The 21,263-nt window shown below is 42.8% G+C and carries 21 protein-coding genes and 1 pseudogene; 10 read left to right on the top strand and 12 right to left on the bottom strand.

Translation table 11 applies throughout. The features are described from left to right. The first annotated feature begins 35 nt into the window (after positions 1 to 35). Complete coding sequence (locus tag ACLJXE_RS07320) at positions 36 to 950, top strand: bestrophin family protein (RefSeq protein ID WP_286630280.1); 915 nt, start codon at positions 36 to 38, stop codon at positions 948 to 950. An 84-nt stretch (positions 951 to 1,034) separates the two neighbouring features. Here the strand turns inward: ACLJXE_RS07320 and ACLJXE_RS07315 are convergent, their stop codons facing one another. The 6 genes from ACLJXE_RS07315 to ACLJXE_RS07290 all read right to left on the bottom strand — a co-directional run bounded on the left by ACLJXE_RS07315 (position 1,035) and on the right by ACLJXE_RS07290 (position 5,897). Next, positions 1,035 to 1,412 carry a GFA family protein gene (locus ACLJXE_RS07315; RefSeq protein ID WP_410750510.1) on the bottom strand — a complete coding sequence of 126 codons (378 nt, stop codon included), beginning with the start codon at positions 1,410 to 1,412 and terminating at the stop codon, positions 1,035 to 1,037. Positions 1,413 to 1,563: 151 nt separating this feature from the next. Further along, positions 1,564 to 2,322, bottom strand: coding sequence for a trans-aconitate 2-methyltransferase (tam, locus tag ACLJXE_RS07310; protein ID WP_410750509.1), 759 nt, complete (start codon positions 2,320 to 2,322; stop codon positions 1,564 to 1,566). Between the two features lie 69 nt (positions 2,323 to 2,391). Further along, positions 2,392 to 3,567 (bottom strand): hypothetical protein, encoded by a 1,176-nt coding sequence (locus tag ACLJXE_RS07305; RefSeq protein WP_410750508.1) that lies wholly within the window; start codon positions 3,565 to 3,567, stop codon positions 2,392 to 2,394. 196 nt (positions 3,568 to 3,763) lie between these two features. Further along, on the bottom strand, positions 3,764 to 4,156 hold the full coding sequence (locus tag ACLJXE_RS07300; protein ID WP_410750507.1) for a hypothetical protein: 393 nt from the start codon (positions 4,154 to 4,156) through the stop codon (positions 3,764 to 3,766). Positions 4,157 to 4,492: 336 nt separating this feature from the next. Continuing rightward, positions 4,493 to 5,632 carry a nucleotide-binding protein gene (locus ACLJXE_RS07295; protein WP_312029837.1) on the bottom strand — a complete coding sequence of 380 codons (1,140 nt, stop codon included), beginning with the start codon at positions 5,630 to 5,632 and terminating at the stop codon, positions 4,493 to 4,495. Positions 5,633 to 5,714: 82 nt separating this feature from the next. Continuing rightward, the gene (locus ACLJXE_RS07290) at positions 5,715 to 5,897 is read right to left on the bottom strand and encodes a hypothetical protein (protein WP_170100462.1); all 183 of its coding nucleotides are present in this window, start codon (positions 5,895 to 5,897) and stop codon (positions 5,715 to 5,717) included. 169 nt (positions 5,898 to 6,066) lie between these two features. On the opposite strand from ACLJXE_RS07290, the gene ACLJXE_RS07285 reads away from it, so the two are divergent. The 9 genes from ACLJXE_RS07285 to ACLJXE_RS07245 all read left to right on the top strand — a co-directional run bounded on the left by ACLJXE_RS07285 (position 6,067) and on the right by ACLJXE_RS07245 (position 12,263). Continuing rightward, positions 6,067 to 7,119 (top strand): phage/plasmid replication protein, II/X family, encoded by a 1,053-nt coding sequence (locus tag ACLJXE_RS07285; RefSeq protein ID WP_170100461.1) that lies wholly within the window; start codon positions 6,067 to 6,069, stop codon positions 7,117 to 7,119. Positions 7,120 to 7,130: 11 nt separating this feature from the next. Next, on the top strand, positions 7,131 to 7,448 hold the full coding sequence (locus tag ACLJXE_RS07280; RefSeq protein ID WP_001734928.1) for a DNA-binding protein: 318 nt from the start codon (positions 7,131 to 7,133) through the stop codon (positions 7,446 to 7,448). Positions 7,449 to 7,450: 2 nt separating this feature from the next. Then, positions 7,451 to 7,537 (top strand): tail virion protein G7P-2, encoded by an 87-nt coding sequence (locus ACLJXE_RS07275; protein ID WP_031602482.1) that lies wholly within the window; start codon positions 7,451 to 7,453, stop codon positions 7,535 to 7,537. Positions 7,538 to 7,651: 114 nt separating this feature from the next. After that, positions 7,652 to 7,894: a major coat protein gene (locus ACLJXE_RS07270; RefSeq protein WP_048233732.1), complete on the top strand. Its 243-nt coding sequence runs from the start codon at positions 7,652 to 7,654 to the stop codon at positions 7,892 to 7,894. 46 nt (positions 7,895 to 7,940) lie between these two features. After that, the gene (locus tag ACLJXE_RS07265; RefSeq protein ID WP_170100459.1) at positions 7,941 to 9,176 is read left to right on the top strand and encodes an attachment protein; all 1,236 of its coding nucleotides are present in this window, start codon (positions 7,941 to 7,943) and stop codon (positions 9,174 to 9,176) included. Beyond that, entirely contained in the window at positions 9,176 to 9,517 is a 342-nt protein-coding gene (locus ACLJXE_RS07260; RefSeq protein ID WP_058111795.1) for a DUF5455 family protein, read from the top strand. Before ACLJXE_RS07265 ends, ACLJXE_RS07260 begins: the two co-directional genes overlap by 1 nt. Next, positions 9,518 to 10,612 carry a zonular occludens toxin domain-containing protein gene (locus ACLJXE_RS07255; protein ID WP_410750506.1) on the top strand — a complete coding sequence of 365 codons (1,095 nt, stop codon included), beginning with the start codon at positions 9,518 to 9,520 and terminating at the stop codon, positions 10,610 to 10,612. It abuts the gene before it with no gap. Positions 10,613 to 10,619: 7 nt separating this feature from the next. Continuing rightward, complete coding sequence (locus ACLJXE_RS07250) at positions 10,620 to 11,885, top strand: secretin N-terminal domain-containing protein (protein WP_170100457.1); 1,266 nt, start codon at positions 10,620 to 10,622, stop codon at positions 11,883 to 11,885. Positions 11,886 to 11,954: 69 nt separating this feature from the next. Then, positions 11,955 to 12,263 (top strand): hypothetical protein, encoded by a 309-nt coding sequence (locus ACLJXE_RS07245; protein ID WP_000378924.1) that lies wholly within the window; start codon positions 11,955 to 11,957, stop codon positions 12,261 to 12,263. Between the two features lie 1,017 nt (positions 12,264 to 13,280). Here the strand turns inward: ACLJXE_RS07245 and ACLJXE_RS07240 are convergent. The 6 genes and pseudogenes from ACLJXE_RS07240 to ACLJXE_RS07215 all read right to left on the bottom strand — a co-directional run. After that, a complete protein-coding gene (locus ACLJXE_RS07240; RefSeq protein ID WP_410750505.1) occupies positions 13,281 to 14,513 on the bottom strand; it encodes a Wadjet anti-phage system protein JetD domain-containing protein in 1,233 nt (410 codons plus the stop codon). Next, on the bottom strand, positions 14,510 to 18,034 hold the full coding sequence (locus ACLJXE_RS07235; protein WP_410750504.1) for an SbcC/MukB-like Walker B domain-containing protein: 3,525 nt from the start codon (positions 18,032 to 18,034) through the stop codon (positions 14,510 to 14,512). The genes ACLJXE_RS07240 and ACLJXE_RS07235 overlap by 4 nt, the downstream gene beginning before the upstream one ends. Further along, complete coding sequence (locus tag ACLJXE_RS07230; protein ID WP_410750503.1) at positions 18,031 to 18,693, bottom strand: DUF4194 domain-containing protein; 663 nt, start codon at positions 18,691 to 18,693, stop codon at positions 18,031 to 18,033. Before ACLJXE_RS07230 ends, ACLJXE_RS07235 begins: the two co-directional genes overlap by 4 nt. Then, positions 18,683 to 20,122, bottom strand: coding sequence for a Wadjet anti-phage system protein JetA family protein (locus ACLJXE_RS07225; RefSeq protein ID WP_410750502.1), 1,440 nt, complete (start codon positions 20,120 to 20,122; stop codon positions 18,683 to 18,685). Before ACLJXE_RS07225 ends, ACLJXE_RS07230 begins: the two co-directional genes overlap by 11 nt. Before the next feature lie 125 nt (positions 20,123 to 20,247). Next, positions 20,248 to 20,514: a hypothetical protein gene (locus tag ACLJXE_RS07220; RefSeq protein ID WP_410750501.1), complete on the bottom strand. Its 267-nt coding sequence runs from the start codon at positions 20,512 to 20,514 to the stop codon at positions 20,248 to 20,250. 16 nt (positions 20,515 to 20,530) lie between these two features. Further along, positions 20,531 to 20,851, bottom strand: a pseudogene (locus ACLJXE_RS07215) (alkyl sulfatase C-terminal domain-containing protein); the annotation flags it as partial. Between the last annotated feature and the right edge of the window lie 412 nt (positions 20,852 to 21,263).

Here is a 21,263-nt window from a genome sequence, read left to right as displayed (position 1 = left end):
TAATATTCCGGCTTTCACATTTTCCGAAGATAACCATGATCGTTCGCCCCCAACAACACTGGTTACGCCTGATATTCGTCTGGCATGGCTCAGTTTTATCCAAAATCTTTTCACGCTTGTTGCTGAATTTCCTGCTCTCCATTGCCGTCATCATCATGCTGCCATGGTATACGATGCTGGGTATCAAATTTACCCTCGCACCGTTCAGCATTCTCGGTGTCGCAATTGCAATTTTCTTAGGCTTTCGCAACAACGCCTGTTATTCGCGCTATGTTGAAGCCCGACATTTGTGGGGGCAGTTGATGATTGCTTCCCGTTCACTTCTGCGCGAGGTGAAAACGACCTTACCAAATGATGCTGAACTGGGGCAGTTCGTTCGTCTGCAAATCGCATTTGCCCATTGCCTGCGTATGACTTTACGTCGACAACCGCAAGCAGAACCCCTGGCGAAATACCTCAGCGAGAGCGATTTACAGACCGTTTTTGCGTCTCAATCACCGGCCAACCGCATTCTGCTGCTGATGGGTGAATGGCTGGCCGTTCGCAGACGAAATGGGCAGCTATCTGATATATTATTTCACAGTTTAAACAACAGGTTAAATGATATGTCGGCAGTGCTGGCAGGTTGTGAGCGTATTGCGAACACGCCAGTCCCGTTTGCTTACACCTTAATCCTTCATCGCACGGTATATCTGTTTTGTATTATGTTGCCGTTCGCGTTAGTGGTGGATTTACACTATATGACACCGTTCATCTCGGTGCTTATTTCCTATACCTTTATCTCGCTCGATACGCTAGCCGAAGAGCTCGAAGATCCGTTTGGTACAGAGAATAATGATCTGCCACTCGATGCGATTTGTAATGCAATTGAAATCGATTTGCTGCAGATGAATGATGAAACCGTGGTTCCGGTGAAACATATGCCCGATAAGCATTACCAGCTGACATAACATCCGGTAGAGCTGGTAGCACAACCAGCTCTCATTGTTTCACTGAAGGAATAGGTAAGACTCGATGCGCCAGGTAGTGCGACTTTAGCCGAATTCTCTTTGCCACCATGCAGGTTGCATATCGGTAAATGAATGAAACTCGGGGGCCAGATCTTCATCATTGGGATCATCAAAAACGCCCGCTAATAGCGCAATTACCGGAGCGTCATCAATGGCACCAACAGAACTTCCACATTGAGGGCAAAAAGCGCGACTGGAAGTTTCTGAAGAACGCCAGGTAGTCGGTTTACCCGCTTTTCCCGTCCATTCTACATTTTCAGCATTAAATTCAATCCAGACGACGGTCGGTGCACCGGTATGCTTGCGGCAAATATCGCACGAGCAGGTATGCGAATTATTAGGGCTCGTCGCGGCAAAGCGAATAGAGCCACACAGACAACCGCCAATGTAGACTTTAGACATGACAACCCCCGTCAGTAAACGTTCCCAGACACTAGCAGATGACTGGCTTTATCACTAGATCCTCATCGTAAAAAGGCGAGGGCGCGCATGGGGAATTCACAATAATTATCAGCCCCCGGATACAAAGAGGCTGATAATTGGAGGTCAGTGCTTAAGAATTGTGTTTAGCAACGATAAACAACCGCGGAAACGCCAGCAGTATTTTCCCATTTTCTTGCAGCGGATATTGCTCCTGCAGCAAAGCATGGTAGCGCGCCAGATAGCGATGTTGTTCGTTTTCACTCAGGTCCTGCAACCATGGACGCAACCCCGTCGAACTCACCCAGTCGATAATTGACTGGTGTGAATCCATAACGTGATAGTAGGTTGTCCGCCAGATATCAACATCGCAGCCCATGTCAGTCAAAATATCATAATATGCATGCACTCCGGGAAGAGGCGCGCGGCCGCGATCGGGGTAACCCAGTTCATAGGCGACTTCACGCATCAGAACATGCGTTGGCTCCAGCCAGTTATCCGGCATTTGTACGGCCAGTACGCCATCTCTCCCTAGCAGAGAGACAAGGTGGGGAAACAGCTGATAGTGATCGGGAACCCATTGCAAAGATGCGTTTGCATACAGCAGATCTACAGGCTCTTTTGTCTGAAATGCACTAATATCCGCTTCGATAAAATGGCAGCCAGGCAGCGCGTTACGCGCTTCACTCAGCATTGCTGGTGAAGAATCCACGCCTGTTATTTTTGCTGATGGCCAACGCTGATGTAGCAATGCAGTGCTGTTACCCGGGCCGCAGCCGAGGTCGACGACTGAGCGGACATTCTCCAGTGCGACTCTGCTGAGTAATTCAGCTGCAGGTCTTGAACGTTCGGTTTCATATTGCAGATAGAGCGAAGGGTTCCAGTCAGCCATGTTTCAGTATCCTGTATGCGATGAAATAGTATGATTCTGAGTCAGCAATTTCCATCACGTCTCTTAGAATCAATGATTCTTGTTCCTTCCCAGCATAGTAAGTGTAGCTTTAAAGGGTAAAAACAGGACAAATCGCATTACAAAAGATAATAATTCATAATCTTTCTTATACTTTTTTTGCTTTCTCTTCAGGATCGCGATCTCTCTTTGGGCATTTAAAAAACTCCTGACATAACATTCACCATCATTATGATTATCGAGAAAATCATCACCGTAATTGCTCTCATAGAGGCTAATACAATATTTTATTTTTTCCTTAATAGACTCAATGTCATCAAATTGAATCCAATATTCAGATAATAAGTATGCTATCAATTTTTCCTGGAAAGCAGACATGGTACTGTGTTTATCATTCAAAAATATCGCATCGAAATCTTCTAAGACTTCAATTTTATGTGTAGCTTCGTACCATTCGCTTCGGCCAAAGCAATAAACTGGTTTACCCAGAATTAAGGCTTCAATGCTTGTGCCAGAATTACATGCGATAACGGCAGAACTCCCTTCAATTAATTCGTGGATATTAGCATCAACAGACAAAACATTCTCGTTGGTTGCTAATAGAAACGCGATCTTGGCATCAATACCTCTGGATTTACACATCGGGTGGCGTTTGATTACCAACGTTCGATTTGTCTTTTTAGCCAATGCCGCAACATAGTCTAATGCCTCCATGGCGCTGATGTTCTCATGATCGGTAACCGAATCAGAGTTGACCTGCATGGGGAAAAACAGGTAATCAGAGGGGAGAACAACGTGGTTCTGTGGTTGTTGATGCTTGGAGAGTTTTGTCTCCTTAAAAAAATCCCGTTTCTCGCCAATGATATTCTTGGCACTATCATGATCTATTTTATTTATCTTATCGACATATGAACTGAAGTTAACACAAATATCCGCCCACCCCGAATATCCGTTTTTATCTACAGAGTACAGTCCATATATAGGTGATTCTTTTATCGAGAAAACATTTTTGTCATTATTATATGAATGAAAGGAGAATGTAATAGCCCCTTTAATTGCTAGTCTTTTAAGACCATAACAAGGGAAATTTGCTGGGTTCAGTATTACTTGTAATTGTTCATCATGGAGACAAGATATAAAGTTACCAATAAATTGTCGATGAATGCCTTCACTCTTACCTAGCCATTGTGGTAAGTCAAAGTAAAAACGGTTTAAATCATTCATCATAACCCCAAGTAATTATTGAAAATAAAACTATTGATTAGATTTATGTTTAATCTGGCAGCCGACTATCCGCTACACAGTAACGATTATCATTAGAAAATAAGCGTCTATTATATTATTTTCATTGGTCCAATACAATCCAGCACTCTTGAATCGAAGTGGAGACAGAAGGGGGCATTGGTATCGCATAGTGTCATCTTCAAAAACAAGTATGCTGAGTAATATATTTCCCCACATCAATAACTTTATTTGTATCGGGGTCAACATTGAGTACCATAAAACGCATTTGTGGGCAGAACAGTTCCAGGCTTTTTTTACTGCATTCCGTTTGTAACCATTTATGATTGCCACTTTCGGTTTGCACCAGATGGAGGTTTGCATCCTTACTGCACACAAAACCGTCCATGATTGCTCTTTGTCTTGCAGCATCCAGATTCAAACCAATAACATTGAGCTCATCGACGTCTTTGTCGTGTGAACTGGCAGAGACGCGGGTCAATGCGCAACTCGTAAGCGCGAATGAAAGAATCAATAAAAAAGCGACGCGTAAGATAGCGTTGTCATTTTTATGAACATGGATAGTTGCTGGCATTGTGTTGTATGGTCCGTTGCTGTGAAATTCCAGGGGCACAGGTTTGTGTCATACCCAGGTTGTACGCGAAAAGAACTGAGTGAGCAATTACAACGTCAACGGTTTGACGTATGCGTAAAGTGTAAGGTTGAATGGTCGCCGGTGAATAGCATAAAACCAGGAACGGCGCTGTTAAGCGTTATCAACGACCAGCACAATGATGAACCAAATAAACCAGATTTCACCGTTCACCGTATTGGTGCGCATAATGTACGACTCGTTATGTTGAAAAGGCCGCTGCGAAAATCGAATCCCGCAGCGGCCTCTTTAGCATAACGTCATTGTGCGAACCAATAATTATCCCTCTATTATATTTTCCCTTTCCAATACCTCACGAATTTGTTGGAATACAGCACTTATATTCCCTTTAGGGAATCTTATTTGCCCTAATCCATTTATGTTGGAGAACTCTTCACATCCGTCTTCAAGAAGAATGATTGCCCGTTCAAAGCCCAGCTTACCTTGAAAAAGTCCTGCTTCATGTATGACATTCATTCTTGCTTGGACTTTTCCTTCTTGAGTTTCATCTTCGGCAGTCATCAAAATAAAGGCAAATGCAGCCTGCTCTAACATTTGATTAAGCCTTGTTATGTTTGTCACCCCGGCAATTGATACTCTATTAAATTCATCATAGGGTTGATGCAATTTATCTTTTATGAAATCTTTAAGTTCAAGCCAAAGCTTTGATTTCCCATGACCAATAAATATATTTATTCCCGCATCTTTTTCACGCATCATCTTCCCCTCTAAGTTATTGATATGCTTGTATAATTTATCAATAAGTTTTTGTAGTTCATTACAAGATGAGTATGCACCCATAACTTCTGCAACTCGAACCCTGAGATTAATGTGTGGTGGTACTCGTATTCCTTCTTGTAATGCCATGTTATCAGAGCTGGTTACTTGTTTTGGAAGGAAAAGTGACAGAATTTGTTTTTCGGATAAGATTTTGCTGTTTTCAATTTTAGATACTAAGTCTTCTAAAAATTTATCTTCAGGTGGAAGGCTTTTTTTCTGTGCATAATATAATGATAAAGCGTCACTTTTTAAATCGTTAAATATTGAATTTACCTCATTTGCTTTTTTAATCTCTTCCAATAAATCTTCTTTAGTTAAGTCACACTTATTTAATATATAATCAGTTATTTGTTCTGGATCATATTCTACCCAATCACCTATACTTTTCATTCCCTCGGTTAAATATCCACCCATATTTTGAAATGGGCTGTTAAATCCCCAATCCTTGTTAAACACCGCCCCAGTCGGAGGTTTTTGCAGGCCATTGTAATAGACCCTTGATTGATAGCCTATAAATGAACCTGACCAAGATTCATCTAGTTTACTGGTTAACGTTAAAACTGATGAAAGTTTGCTCACATCATAGTTACTTAGCTTCTTTAACTTATCCATTAAATCAAGGTATTGATTTGCGCTCACTGTGTAATCTCCAAGCCTAAAATTTGCACAATTTAAAACGTGCAGTGTAGGTAATACTGCACGTTTGTACCATTCGTGGTACTTAATCCTTTTGTTTGGAAGACATGAGATCTTCTGCTGCATCTTTAGAGTAGTTATCAATCAGATAACCTAAAATCTCTGTCCATGTAATTGTTTTTCCTAGTTTTACACTGGCGTTTATAGCCAGTCGTTCTAGTTTCATTTTTCTTTCTTCCGTCACGTTATAAGTCGTGCGCTTTGCCATTTTTTACGCTCGTTCAATGCAATATTTGAAGTGAGTATACATGCTCATGAACTCATATCATCCAATCCTCTTGAACTCACTAGCTCACTGGTGTAATGTTAAAACACTAATGAACTACTGAACTCATGTGTTAGTAAGTCGTCATTTTTGCAATTTTGAGGATTTATTTGTGATCGATTGGCTTACCGGGATTTTCCCTTGCACACACAAACCGCTTCCGGCGGGGAGTGTTGTCAGCGTTGATGCTGACGGTGCAATTGAGTGGGAAACCGTTAAGCGACTCACTGTTCGCGGTTCGCATGAAGCAACGATGAAAGTACGATCGATAGGATCTAATGGCGAAGGTAAAGCGACACATTTGTACATTGATGGTAATCCGTCCAAGTTTTTGCAGGGACATTCTGTTGTTGGGTCGGATGATATACAAGGGCTCATGTTGACGGCCTATGCCAGGATTTTATCCTTATTGAATATTCCTCATGATTTAGCGTCTTATAAAGCCGTTATGGCCGGTCAGTATAAAATTTCTCGTGTTGACATTAATTACATGTATTCATTATCTACGCTGGAAAATGTCAGATCATGGCTTTATGCCGCCGAATTTAAAGCTAAAACACGCCATGGTCGCGCATGTGGGAAAGGCGGTACAGTTTATTTAGGTAAAAACTCCCGTCGATGGAGTCTGAAATTTTATTCAAAATATGATGAACATGTTTCGGGTAAAAAAGGGCACCAGATAGCCGAAGAGTTTGTACGAGCCGGGTTACTGGACTGGACGAAAGATAAATTACGTATTGAATTAACATTAAGAACAACTGAGCTTATTGATTTAAATTTAACGCTTGGCGCTAACTGGAATATGAAAACACCACGTAAATTATTCTCTGAATATGTAGGGAGAATAGAAATGAATCAGAATGCTATTTTAAGTGATGAAAAAATAACGAAACTGCCAAGAAAAATACAGTCAACTTATTTACTTTGGAAACAAGGGGCTAACATGAAAGAAATGTTACCTCATAACACTTTTTATCGCCATAGAAGAGAGTTGCTTTCGTTCGGTATCGATATTAATTTCTATTGTGATTCACCAGACTCTAATAACGTTGTTCCGCTAATAAGAACGCTGGAAGCCAAGCCAGCGGAAATCCCCTTATGGATTTATGAGAAAGGTTTTATTTTCGATTACAACCGTATTTCGCACGCCAGTAGCTGGCATTAAAGGAAAGTAATATGTCTAATTATGGTCTTTTCGTTAAGGGTAAAATGTTGGGAGCCCGCCAACGTAATAAAGTTAATGGTCAGGGCTATTATAATGAAATTGGTATTGGTCTTGAAATACCTGATGGTTTTGGTGGTACAAAGCAGGATCAAATTATTATTCGAGTTTCTCAAGCTCTCGTTAATGCAGGTCTAATGAACCAGGCGAATGCTTTCATTGGGAAATTAGTTCAAATTCCTGTCTATGTCCGTGCATGGTCAATGGAGGGCAGGGAAGGTGTAACTTATAATGTTTCTTCCGATGGTGGCATCGCAGAGATCAAAGGTTAAATATGGACGATGTTATTCAAATTTTGATAGCGTCTGGCATTGTTATTTCTTTTGGCCTCGGCGCTATTACTGCGGGGGTTTTTCGATAATGTATATTGTTTATTTCTTTGGGGCTTACACCTTTGGTTTTGCCCTTTTCTATGCGGTCGGTTCATTTAAATCATTTTCTGACCGATTAATGTAACCTTAATGGAGTTATTTCTATGAAAATTCTGTCTACTGTTAAATCTAAAGTTGCTCTGGCTTCAACTGCGCTTTTTGTTTCTGCAAGTTCTTTTGCGGCTGAAGGCGCTACAGGCGGTACTGATTATGCAGGTCAGGCAATGGATGCATTACTGACTCAGGCAAATGATCTCATTGGTAAAGTATGGCCTGTTGTTGTGGCTGTGGTTGGCGCTGGGCTTGCTATTCGTATTTTCAAAAAATTCTCTTCAAAAGCGGTTTAAATTTCACTCAGGGGCACTCGTTGCCCCTTTATTAAAGCGGGTTACTATGAAAAGGAAAATATTAATTCTTTCCGCTGTCCTCATTTCTCCTTTTTCACATGCTGATTCATGGGAAAGCATTACTAAATCTACTTATCAAAGCTCTGCCTACGCTGAAAGTAAGCAAATAACCAATCAGGATGGCTCTAAGACAACGGTTTACTATATTGATGCTGCTATGCAGGCCTCCGCTTGTCAGGGTGCTAAATCCAGTGCTCAGAGTGTATTTACTCAGGTTAAACTAACTTATGAGGGTATCTGGCCTGATTCTGAATTCCGTCTTGTTTTTACTGGTGATTGTACTTACAGCGATTCACCAGGGCAGAAGGATAAATATTGGTCTTTAACGGCTTATATTGTTGGTGATATTCAGCGTTCTGTTCCTGATGCAAAACCTACTGACCCGACACCAGAAGAAATTTGCGAAGCGAAGCCGCCAGAAGAAGGTGTATTTAATAATGTCGATTCATATGATGGTGGTCGCTATATCTACTATAACGGCTGTGAATATGAGGCTACTGGTGTCATTGTTTGTCAGAATGATGGTACTGTTTGTGCTGCTACATGGAAGCCTACAGGGAGCGTAGCAGATCCATCTGATAAACCTTCAACTCCTCAAAATGGCGGTGGTGAATCTGGCGGTGGTGAATCTGGCGGCGGTGAATCCGGTGGCGGTGAATCCGGTGGCGGTAGTTCTGGCGGTGGTTCCAGTGGTTCCAGTCTTTCTAAAGGTGATATTCAGACTGCTATCGAAGGTGCTTCACCCAAAATAGCCAGCGATATTCATGATAAATTAACAGAGAAAGATACATCCTCAGATGATAAAAAATATGCTGATGAACAGACAAATAATAATATATTACGTCTGGATGATTCCTTAAATAACCTTACCCGTGGAGCGGGGCGTTTTGCTGACCCTTCTGGCGGTGATTCACGCTATGGAAAGGGCGATTCTGAACTAGATTCTGCTTCAACTTTGGCAGATTCCGAATTAGGGATAGCAAAAGATTCGCATGGTGCTTTATGGGAAGCATTTTTAAATAAAGATGCTATGCTTCCTAACTTACCCAATGGTAACGGCTGCTCTGATTTTATTATTTTCCCCGGGGAGGTTTATCAGATTGATATTGGTTGCGATAAATTACTGACTATTAAAGATGTTCTTTCATGGGTTTTTTATTGCCTTACGTTCTGGTATGTCTTTACTTCTTTAACTTCATTGCTTCGTAAAGGGGGTGAGTGATGCCTTTATTGTTAGGTATTCCTGCATTGTTGCGTTTTCTCATTGGTCTTGTCCCTTTGTTTATTGGCTATGTGGCGAGTTTTTTAGCTCGACTTGCTACCAAAACAGGATTAATCGCCTTTGCATTGGTCGCACTAATTACAACAACTGTTACGCTTTTAATGCAGTACCTTGCTGAGGTCATGTATAACGGTTTACCTGCTGATTTCTCTCATTTAATGGCATCTGTATTACCTGACCATTTTCAGGCGTGTGTTAACGTTATTATGGTTACTCGTATCAGTGTTTTTGTTTTCGATTTAAAACAAAAATTCCTTGATTATGCAAACAGGGTGATTTAAATGGCGGTTCATGTAGTAACAGGCAAATTAGGCTCAGGTAAGACACTTGTTAGTGTTTCCCGAATACAGGAAAGACTTGCTAAGGGTTGTCCTGTTGCCACTAATCTTGATCTTAAATTGCATAATATGCCTATGGTTGGTCGTTATGCGAAAAAAACGCGCGTTATTCGCGTTCCTGATAAGCCTTCATTAAATGATTTACTGGCTATTGGTATTGGGAATACATCTTACGATGAATCCCGCAATGGCCTTCTGGTACTTGATGAATGTGGTACTTGGTTTAATTCCCGTTCATGGGGTGATAAAGACAGACAACCTGTTATTGACTGGTTTTTACATGCCCGTAAATTAGGCTGGGATATTATATTTTTGATTCAGGATATTTCGATAATGGATAAGCAAGCTCGTCTGGCGCTTGCTGAACATGTTGTTTATTGCCGACGTTCAGATAAATTAAATATCCCTTTTATTGGCTCCATTATGAATTTGGTTTCAGGGGCGCGATTTTCTTTACCAAAAGTACACTTTGGTATTGTTAAGTATGGTGACAATATTAACTCAATCACTGTTGATAAGTGGATATATACCGGAAAATCTCTTTATTCTGCTTACAATACCAAACAAGCGTTCACAGATAATTATCCTCATGGCGCATTTTCGCTTTTTCCTCCATTTATCACACACGGTCAATTTTCTGTTCATAGGGGATTTAATTATTATATGCGCCTCACTAAAATTTATTTCCGTAAATCGAATCGTCTTATATTAATGCTTTCTTTTCTGGTGCTGGGACTTGGTCTTGGTTTCTGGTTCCAGTCTGGAAAGAATGTTGATGAAATCACAGCTATTAAATCTTCTTATGCTGAACAGGCGAGGGCGGTAACGCCTGATTCGTCCAGTGATTTACCCCGACTTTCTATTAATTCTTTTTCACAACTTGGTTTTGACGTTTCTGTTACATTTATTGATGCTAAAGGTATGAAATATCAGTATTTTGATTTAATTAAAGATGGTTATTCCGTTGATATTAAAGATGCCTGTCGTATTTTTATCAGAAAAGGCCGTTATTTACAGACCGTTACCTGTCAGGAGTAATATTATTATGCGCTCTTTTATTATTGCTTTTTTATTTACCTGTTCATTCTGCGTTTCTGCTGAAACTGTTAATTTAAATAATTCGTCTGTTCGCTCATTTGTTCAGTGGTATTCGTCAAAAACTGGCAAGCCTGTTATTGTTAATCCTGATGTTAAAGGGAACGTAACCGTATTTAATGCTGATGTTAACCCAACAAATATTGATGATTTCTTTAAGTCTGTTCTCAATGCTAACGGGTTTGTTATGCTTTCCGGTAATCCTGCGGTTGTCTCTTTGCCGTCTAAATTACCGTCACAAATGGCTTCTGACTCCGGCGACTCTGATAATCAGTCTTATGATTCTTTTCCTTCTGAGCCATCTTACCAGCCAGTACCTGTGGCGCTTACGGTCAGAAATTTTAAGCTGACAAAAGTTAGATCGTCCGATGTTCAGCAACTGATTAAAATTTATCTTGATTCTAATGGTGGTGGTAATGTCGTGGATTATCCAGGCAATAACTCGCTGATTGTTTCTGCGCCTGACGAGCTGCTGCCGGTTCTGTCCGATTTTATCAATTCTGTGGATGTTGCCCGCGATCAGGTTCTCATTCAGTCGCTGATGTTTGAAACCAGCTTGTCTGATGGCGTTGATTTATCGTTTGCGGCAGGTTCTGCATCCGGTCATAAGGTTGCGGGGGGCTTTAATACTTCTGCACTGGGTAGCGCTCTTTCTACGGCGGGCGGTTCTTTTGGTATTTTTGATGGTAACGTGTTGGCGCTGTCTCTGCGTGCTGTCCAGAGTAATTCACGCTCTAAGGTGATTTCAACGCCGCGTATTCTTACTCAGTCTGGTCAGACTGGTTACATTTCCGTAGGTAAGAATGTGCCGTTTATCACCGGAAAGGTAACGGGCGAATCTGCCGGCGTAAATAATCCGTTTCAGACTATCGAGCGTCATGATGTTGGCGTTTCTCTCAAGGTAACGCCTGTTGTCATGGGTAACGGGCAACTAGTTCTGACTATCGACACTCGCGCTGATTCAATCAGCAATGATGATCAGGCATCCGATATTATTACTAATCAGCGCCAGATTCAGACGACAGTCCAGATTAAGGATGGTCAGACGTTGTTATTGGGGGGGCTTATCGATTCATCGTTCAGCAATGCCGAGCGTTCAGTTCCAGTTATAAGTAAAATTCCTCTTATAGGCTGGATGTTCAGTAGCAAGGCAGACAGCAATGAACAGCGTATTATGTATATTTTGCTTACAGCACATATCATTCGTCCACTTTGATGGATAGCGGGTAGGTGCGTGAGCCCTGCTCGCTATCCATCAAATGGACATTATTGATTGGGGTAACTAATGGATTCTTATGGGATTTTATCTGCTCTGGCAGAACGAACGATTACAGCGGAAGAAGCAAAAACAATGACACTTGCAGCCAGAAGTTCTTCGGCTCAGGTAAATGAAGCATCACTTGCTCTGTTACTGATTGATAATACTCTGGATGCGATCAAAGCAGCTGCCAGTGAAGGGAAAGGATACACTCTACTTCCTTCTTATGAGATTTCTGTAAAAGCCATTGATTTAGCAGAAGAATTTTTAAGGAAACAATGCGGCTATGTTATTGATAACCAGAATGGCGTAAGGACGGTCTATTGGTTTATATGATAACCCCGGACAGTGACAAAACTTGCTTTTGTTAGTGTCAGGGGTTGGCCAAGCCGAACAATTCTGTTTTTTTAGCGTTATTGCTGATTCGGCGCGGCAGCATTACGAGGAGATAAAATGCAATTTTTCACATCCAGCGATACTGTAATGTTATGTGCGAAGACCTGCGATCGCTGTGGTCGCCATGCGAAGACGGTGGTAGATGACATTGAGTTCAATGAGTTTCTGTCTGTTAATCACTTAGCTGGATACGGTTCAATTTTTGGTGACAGTAATCGCTTAAAACTAGATTTATGCCAACATTGCCTGAAAGACGTCCTGGGCCAGTGGATTACGGTCTGTGACCAATGACCGCACCGGTAACGCCAGTTCCCGCCATCCTTACCATTGGTGCGCATAATGTATATTATGTTAAATAACCTCCATGGATCTATTACTTCATGGTTCACTCATGCGGTCACAGAAATCAGCATGTTGTGAATTTTGAGATACCTCCCTTTTCTCACATTAGGTCTGTCGTACATTTACTTCACCGCATGCTGATTGTTGGGTGTTTCTATGTACTCACTTACCCAGATTGTAAGTTCAAACGGCCGAAGGCACTGGATTCTGATGGATGTAAAAATCTGTCTGCCAGCACTTTATCCGCTTAGGTATCTAGTTGACCATCTGGAGTATCGCTCGTTTTCAACTCAATCAGCTTCTCTCCAAGCGATTAAGTTTTTTTATGTATAGCTTTTACTGTTCTGGACATGACCCCTGCAATCGCTATTCATGAAATGACCGATTTTTTTCAATCCTTAGAAAATAATACGAGAAGCTTGTCGCTGTCGTGTCCAAAGCTCACCGTCCTGGCCAACATGCCGCTAGCGTGGCTGAGCTGATGCAGATTTATCGGGACGCCGCACTGAGCTGGCAATACATATAATAAAAACTGTCCTATGTATGTGCCCCCTGAACTGAGCAGGTACAGATATAATGTTGGCCTGTCCGTATTGAGTGTTAGCTAATATACCGTCATGTTCCGTGGGGAGACATAATATTAAGTCTCTCCTGCTCAACCCAGGGAACATACTCAATGGTTTTGCTCATGGTGGCAAGTTCTCTGGCCAGCTGGTTAATTGCTGGTGAGTTTACATCAGCGAGGACTGAATGCAGCGCTGAAACAGATACCAGCTTAAACTTTTCTATGTTAGCGGAACTGGCTAAAGGTAACATACGAAACGGTTGCAGATTGATGCCAAGAATGGTTTGCATATGTACTAATATTCTGTACCCCCCTAAATCTATATCACCCCAGTGATAAACGGGAGTATCCGGACAGCCTTGCGCAATGAGTTCCCTGAAAACAGGAGCCCAGGCTCTCGAGGGAAACCCATTTGTATATATGACCCATCCATCATCCGTGATCTCGCGGGTATATCGATTAAATGTTGTTTCATTCTCAATAAATAAAATATATGCGGGAGGTCGTACAGCGAGAATTCCTCTGATAGCATCTGGTGGGATACCGAGGTAAGGATAGACATCCGAACAATCCACTGTTCCAGCCGCCATCAGTATTTTAAATGCCCCCTTCAGTTTGAGTACTGGAGCAAACTTACAAATACCCAGGTAATCCATTACCTGTTCATTATCTGCCTTTATCAAATAATCGGGTAATCGCTGGCGGCTGATACGAACAATGACACCAGTAATGGCTTCAATCCGCTTTGTATCACCGAAAAGTCTTACGCTAAGCGTGCGGATATCAGGGAGTATAATGTGCTCATTATTCGCAAGCCAGTCCAGCAACGCCAGTGCATCCCTCAGACATTCGGCATTGCCAGGTTTCACGCCATATCTCTGACGCCCCTGACGCCATTCTGATTGTATTTCATCAATTAATTCCTGGAGCCAGTCTGAGCAGGTACTGAGAGTGGCCAGTTTTTTACAGGCGGCGTCTATCTCATCGTGAAGACACGGCGCACCGATAGCCCGGAGGAATTGAACCGGTTCAGTGATGTCGATTGCCTGAATGGTGCAAACCTCACCTAATGCCGCTGCCCCAAACCGAAGTGACGCGCATTTATGTCGTTCGAAGAGTACCTGTAACTCTTCGTGGACAATTAACCGCTCTTTAATTGTTAATCTGAAATAGTATTCAAACCGCCTGGGCGTTAAGGTCACTGATTCAGCTTTCGGCGGTAATGCAGGCAAATTGATTTGCCTGGCAATCTGCTCCAGAATCTTGCGGGTAGATTTATTCAATGGGATCCCTTAAGAATACTGTTCTGAAGGCCCAACTGCTTCCTTGCCTGCGGCAACATTGCTTCAATCAGTTCAGGATGGCGTTTAGGGTTATCACTTTCAAGCAGCTCCCAACCAGCATCGTTGATTTGACGGCTATCAGTAAAGACGGAGAGACCGTCACGAATAATGGTCACAACCCGTTCTACGTGATGCCCCATCTTAACTTCAGCATCCAGCGGTGCAGCCAGAAATGCCTGGAGACCAATTTGTGAGAAGAACTCAAGCGCTGCAAATGTATTATTCCCGTCCATACGGCTAAAAGCTTCATCAAATATTGCCATAACTGCCCCGGCGTTGACCTGGTCCTGACGTCGCTGAACTTTGAATGCAGTCATAAATGAAGCACCAAAAGCAATATAAAAAGGTGACTGTTGTTCACCACCAGACCCTGTACTGAGAAGATTACTAAAACGACGTTCCTTACCGGTGCTCAGATCCCTGGCCATAATGTCGTAGGTAAAAAAATTACGATAGTCTGATAGCTCAACAATGCGACCTTCCGTGAGCACGTCCTGAATAACTGAAATTGCGGGGTGTTCCTGTGAAAAATCAAAGAGTGTACCAACCGCCTCGGTATCAGATTTACTCTGCTCGACAACGTAGTCGTGCACATCCTTCAGCGTTTTGTTTTCGACTACAGGAAAGACAAAACGGTATGTGTTGCTATTAAAAGGCAGATCTTTAAGCTGTTCGTTAAGCAATCTGAACGTGCGGCGCATGCGCTGGAAAGCATCCTGCAGGGTTGATACCACATCGGCTCTAAACGTGGTTAGCATCTCAGAACATGCTTTTTCTGCATCATGCCGATGGATGACCAGTTCAGTGTCATTAAGATAATTCAAATGCCTTTCAAAGGCTTTTCTGGACTCGTATGGGTCTAAATCTCTGAGTTCGTCACGGTTTGCAGGCTCAAAGCGAGCCATAAATTCGATTTTTCCTTCTCTTGCATTATCACCAGCATTCCTGGCACTACTTTCTGCGCTACCAACGCGCTTTTGGGCAACAAGTGCGACCGCGTCGTTGACCATAATCTCACTGGCAATTGTGCAACTCTTTTGCTCAGGATCCCGTTCATCGTTTATCAGCGCTATTAGTTTTTCAAGATGTCTACTGGCTCGTTCCTGTTCGAAAAGTGGATGCGTACTTAACTCATTCCGTTTCCCTGCAACCTGTTTTATTTTTTCTTCGGCTGCAGGACGTTGATTCTCAATTTCATCAAGTTGCTTCTGAATATCGCTTTTTGTCACTGCTATACTGGTCTTCTCCTCATTAAATTTATCCAGTGCATGATTCGCCAGTCTGTAGGCTTCCTCCAGTGATTTATCTACGTTCAGCCTCATTTTTTCGATGATCAGGTTCTTTTCTCTAATCACTTTTTGTTCTGCAATAAGTGATTGATATGTAGATTCAATATGGAGGCAGTTATGATTCAGGTTACTGAGTTCTGACTGGAACAATTTGTAGAAACTGTCAATCGGATCATATTTTTTTTTCTGTGCATAAAATCGGGCAGTGGCTTCGTCAACCTGAACTTGCATCTTCCGCGCATATTGCCGGCGAGCCTCAACGCCGATCATAATTCCCTTGATATCGTTACCACCACTAATTGAGCCATTTGCTGCAACCATTCCGTCTGGAGTGATGGCTCGTTTTTCACGACGTAATTCTTCTTCGGTATTAACCAGATTGACAGACCACAGCAACCCATAGAGAAATTTTAGCGCTATCGCGTTTTCTGACTTAATGAGTGAGGCAGCTGTACCTTTCTTTGGAGCCCCCTGGTAACCAAAATCATAATCCGGGTTGACCAGACGTACACCGCGCAAAGATACGTGGTTCTTATCATCTCTGATTGCTTTCCGGTAGATTTTCAGCGCATCAGTGTAATTGCCATCAGTAATAACCAGAGCTTCACGATTTCGTCCGAGATAACGCTCTATGCCTTCCTGCCATGAGGCATCGCTGATTGAACTCAGTTCACATACCGGAACGGCTATAATTTCATATTGCTTTAACATCCGGATGACGGTCTCAGTCGAAGTCGCAAGCGGAGTCTCACCTGATTCCAGCTTCTTAACTACCATCAACAATTCTTTCAAATCATTTTCTGCTTCAGCAAGACGGCTACGGGCATTATCGCGCTCTTCTGAAAGTACGTCTCCGAACGATCCAAATGCAGTAATAGTCGACAGGATACCAGTACCCTGCTGTTCATGAGCTGGCCATGGGATCAGTGGATTGTCAGATAAAGCAGCAATTTCACTCAGACGGTTATGGTTGTTTTCGTAATTTTTCCGAAAATCGACAGTCAGGCTGGACGGGCAAATAAGGTTAAGAAAACGTGCCAGAGATTGCTTCGCAGCTAAGAGACGTTGCTCAATTCCCACAATGCGTTCCTGGGATTGTCTAATGTTGTCCTCATGTTTTTCAATCGCCCTGGTGGCCGCCGAATTCATAAACAGATCGCGAGCCTCATCACGTTCCCTGTTAACCCTCTCTTCCATTGATCTCATCTCAGTTTGTCGCTGGGTCAACTTTTCCAGCTGGTCCCCAAGCTCCTGATGCAGGTTATCTGACTGCTCCAGGCGCAAATCCAGGGCCTGGAGTGAAGCCTCTGCTGATACCCACCCATAACAGACCAGGTCAATCATGAGTCTTTCATAACGATGATAATGCGTTAACAAAGAATTGAGCGCGATAATTTCCTGCTCAGTCTTTTCAATTAACGCCAGAATGCGTTCGTGTTCCTGATAATCATTATGAAGCCGGTTGATATCGACATTCTCATCCGGAAGAATATAACTACTGATAAAATCCGAAATGCTCTTTTCACCCCGATAGTCGATACCATTTTTTATTGCATGCCACATGGCATCCGGGCTGATCTGTAGTCCAGGTCCCTCCCTTGACATCAACTGGCAATAGTCCAGCCGAAAATTTTTGGCATTTTTTGCAAGTAAAACAGTAGGGTCCATTGCCTTGAGTCGTCGCTGAAAATCAGACAGCGTCATCACCCTGTTCCCATCAAGGAAATCGGCAGAGGAAAGACCATGCCCATTCGTGACAAACCAAAGTTTGTTCACTTTATTGTCGCCAGAACGGGCATGAAATCCCATACCAACGGCATAATACGTACCGTCAGGACGTCTGAATGTCAATGCGACATAGGTATTCGATTCAGAGCGGCATGCAGAGAGCTCGCCACCGAATTCCTGATCGTCAACAACGCCCAGCGCATAGGTCTGGATATTACGAGATGACTTCTGATTGCTACTGCTCTGCGCATTCATAGAAAGCACATTCTCGTTTCCACCGCTCAGGACAGTCTGAATAGCATCAATTATTGAACTTTTTCCTGCACCATTGGCACCACTAATCATCACACTGGCGGCATCCACATCGAGATCTTCACTACTGAAGAGATACCAGTTCATCAGGGTAATTCGGACCATACGGTGTGTTGATACGGCTGTAGTCATAGTGCAGTCCCCTGTTCTGTCCCTGAAATAGTGATATCTGATACCTGAGGCGCTATGGATGGGGGCAGTGATTGTCCAAACTCAAGAGCGAAAAGTTCCAGTGTCTGCAGGTACTGACTGTTCACCACCCTGTGGATATTCGGCAAAATTGTTATTGCACGCATATCGCTGGACTCCTGTTTTTCGCCCAGTTCAATGACGTTATAGCGGCGAATAACATCAAGCGCCTGATTGAGCTCTGATAACCTGGGTTTTGGTTTGCCGGTTAACTCAGTATAAGTATCTACCAGTAATTCAGGGCTGGGAGACGCTCGCCCGTTTACCGTGCAGGCCCTACGGCTTTCAAGATCATGAAGACGAGCCATAATCAACATTATTAATGTTGGCAACACCCCCATGACTGCATCACCCGATGATCGGGGAATAATACCAATATATCCAAACTGGGGGTCCTTAATAAGTTCATCATCAAATGCATCAAACAGATTACTGAAGTACTCTTCAAATCTGCGTATGAGTTCATAATGTTTACGGTCATGAGGTCGTTCAGCCCATAAAAACTGACGCTTACGCAATAAACGAGCAGCCTGTCTGAATTCTTCAGGTTCAAACGTCCTTTCACCAGAACGGGATATAGTTTTGTTAAGATCACTTAGCATTCAGGGTCTCCTTACTCTGTACTGGTGAAGAGCGCTCAATCTTCAATTTTGGTGTAGTGAGATATTCATTTTCTGTGTATTCACCGTCAACCGGCGAAACCCGAAATAGTTGAGCAAGCTTGTAATACCTGCTTTTGAGAGGGACAGCATTGTAAAGTAAACGGCGTATCTGAATATACGCAAGCATATCGTCCAGAGTTTCTATCTTCAGTTCATCTGATGTGATGTAGCTTTTTTTACCTAAATGTTGTTCCAGGTAAGCATGTACACGAGCAGGATTTTCGCGTCGCCTCTCCAGATACTCACGCATCGCCATATTTTCAGCCAGTTTCAGCGGGTTTTTATACGGTGTTTCCAGTTCAGTAGCTTGCGGTTCAACATGCGGTGTCGATGGCCTTCGTAAGCGGTATTCACTTAACGATGAATATATATCTCCTGGCCCCGACAACATGGCCTCATCCGGGACCGTACTGGTTTTAGCTATCAGATCAATAAGACGCTGATCGAGCCCAGGTAAGGACGATCGCATATATTCGATCGTCTCTCTGGTACGTGTCGTCAGACTACGCCGGTAGTCATCGATACGGGAGAGTAACCGGTCGATATTTTCAAATGTATCAATAATCGTATTCAGATCGTTTTTCAATTCCCGCCGAATTTTTTCAGCTGAAGTCTGTTGATCGGCCGAACACAACGAGCGAGTCAGATTATCCATCAGGACATCGTCAGTCAGGATCTGGAGCGCCTTCTGGATGGTTATCTCCCGGTATCGGTATGGGTGGTTCGAATTTTTCAGATGGGAGTATCCTTTGAGGAGAATACCTTTCAGAAAATCCTCGAAGAACAGTTTAATAATTTTGAGCCCTGATTCGCTCTCAGTCGCCTGATATATCAGGTCACGCATTTGTCCCTGCATTGCAGAAAGGGAGCTCAGAAAATTGATCCCCATTGAACGTGCAATAGCGATTTGCGAAGCGTTTTCTCTGGGATCCTGAATTGCGGCCACAAGTTGAAGATAAACACCTTTACAGGTCGCTCCTACTTCATCAATTCGCCCCTGCTTAATCATATCCAGCGCAGCAACAAGTTGTGACGGAATCTGAGGTATATAACAAATACGCCGATAACCCACTGTCGCCTGCTCGTGAAGCCAGCCAGTCTCACGAAGAAAAGAATAGATACGGTGAGTGTCATCCGTTTCGGATGGATCAGGAATCTCCGGCATGTCGTCATTATCAAGTTGCAGGTTGTACTGAACTAAAGCACGACGAATGATCTCACGAGCTTCTTTCGGATGACACTCATCCAGTGTGTGCTGATGACGTACTAACCTATCATACAGAGCCCATATGCAAGCTACATAGACACTGGAGTTTTTATTTGATGCAAGAGGTTTAAATATGGCTGGCGACAGCTCTGCTGATAACACTGAAAACTCCTGTTAGTCAGTTCTAAACAAAATCTATTATGTATGAAAAAGCATCACACGCAACATTATGTTGCATGCTATATTTAGTGACGTGTTAATTTTCAGGCATTCTGTGGATGGTTCGGTTAAGAGGGATACTTACAATAAGTACGCACTCCCAGGTAGGGGGAGTGCCAACTATTTTCATTCGGCGCTTTATCGTCGTCCCAATAGCTGAGTGAAAGCGTTACCCACTGTTCCCCTTCCTTGTCTGTTCGAATCAGACAAACTTCATAAGATGGCAAATCATCGGTTCGAACCCAAACTTTGATGTCTGAATTACGGTCAGGGAATGCGTAATTTGTTTCTTCCATCAGTACTGGATAGACTTTTTCTGCGGTGATGTTGCGCACACATTTATCTCTAAAATCATGGTGTTACGATATTAAACCAGAAATCAAAGCTATCTAAATAGCTGAGGAATTCATCAACTTTATCCGGGTTGCCGGTAATAATCGCTTCGCCCTTCTCTTTCACCTGTTTCAGCGACTCTTCCTTAAGACGAATTTTGTTGAGGGTTGCACGGTTCAAAACAATGGTTCCGGGCTACCGTTAAGCGTTAAGCCAGCCTAAGTAAAAGACATACGTTGCTTTCACGTCATGACTCACTGAACGGTAATACCCTCGACTGGCCCATGATTTTGCCAGACCGGATGGCAATTTGAAATTGGCGGCGATTTCAACGTGAGTCTGTCTCTGGCGACATCGTTTTGAACGGTGTGCTGTCAAATGCGACGCCCGCATTTATGCACCACTGCTCATGGCATCGGTTCGACAGAAGCATTATTGAGTGTCACCACGCATTACCTGCAATCCTGTGCTCATCATATGTTCGGGCAAATGCGTCATTTCGGCGGGATTAGTGAGCAATTTCCGCAACATCATAGTCATTAGCCAGGAATGGTGTCTTGTTAAATTTTACCAATATTAAATTTTATATTTCACACTACGACGTTACTATTATAAAACACGTCAGCATGTAATAAGTTTTAATGTAAAGAAATGAAAATTTAATCTTTTGATAGAAAAGTATGAGTGAAGTCGGCAAAGGAAAAACCATAGTTATGATCATAATAGAAATGTAATATGAGGTTACAAACCC

This window comes from Citrobacter sp. U14242 (genome assembly GCF_046555775.1).
In the GTDB taxonomy this organism is placed as follows: Bacteria; Pseudomonadota; Gammaproteobacteria; order Enterobacterales; family Enterobacteriaceae; genus Citrobacter.
This window is presented reverse-complemented; position numbering and strand designations above follow the sequence as displayed.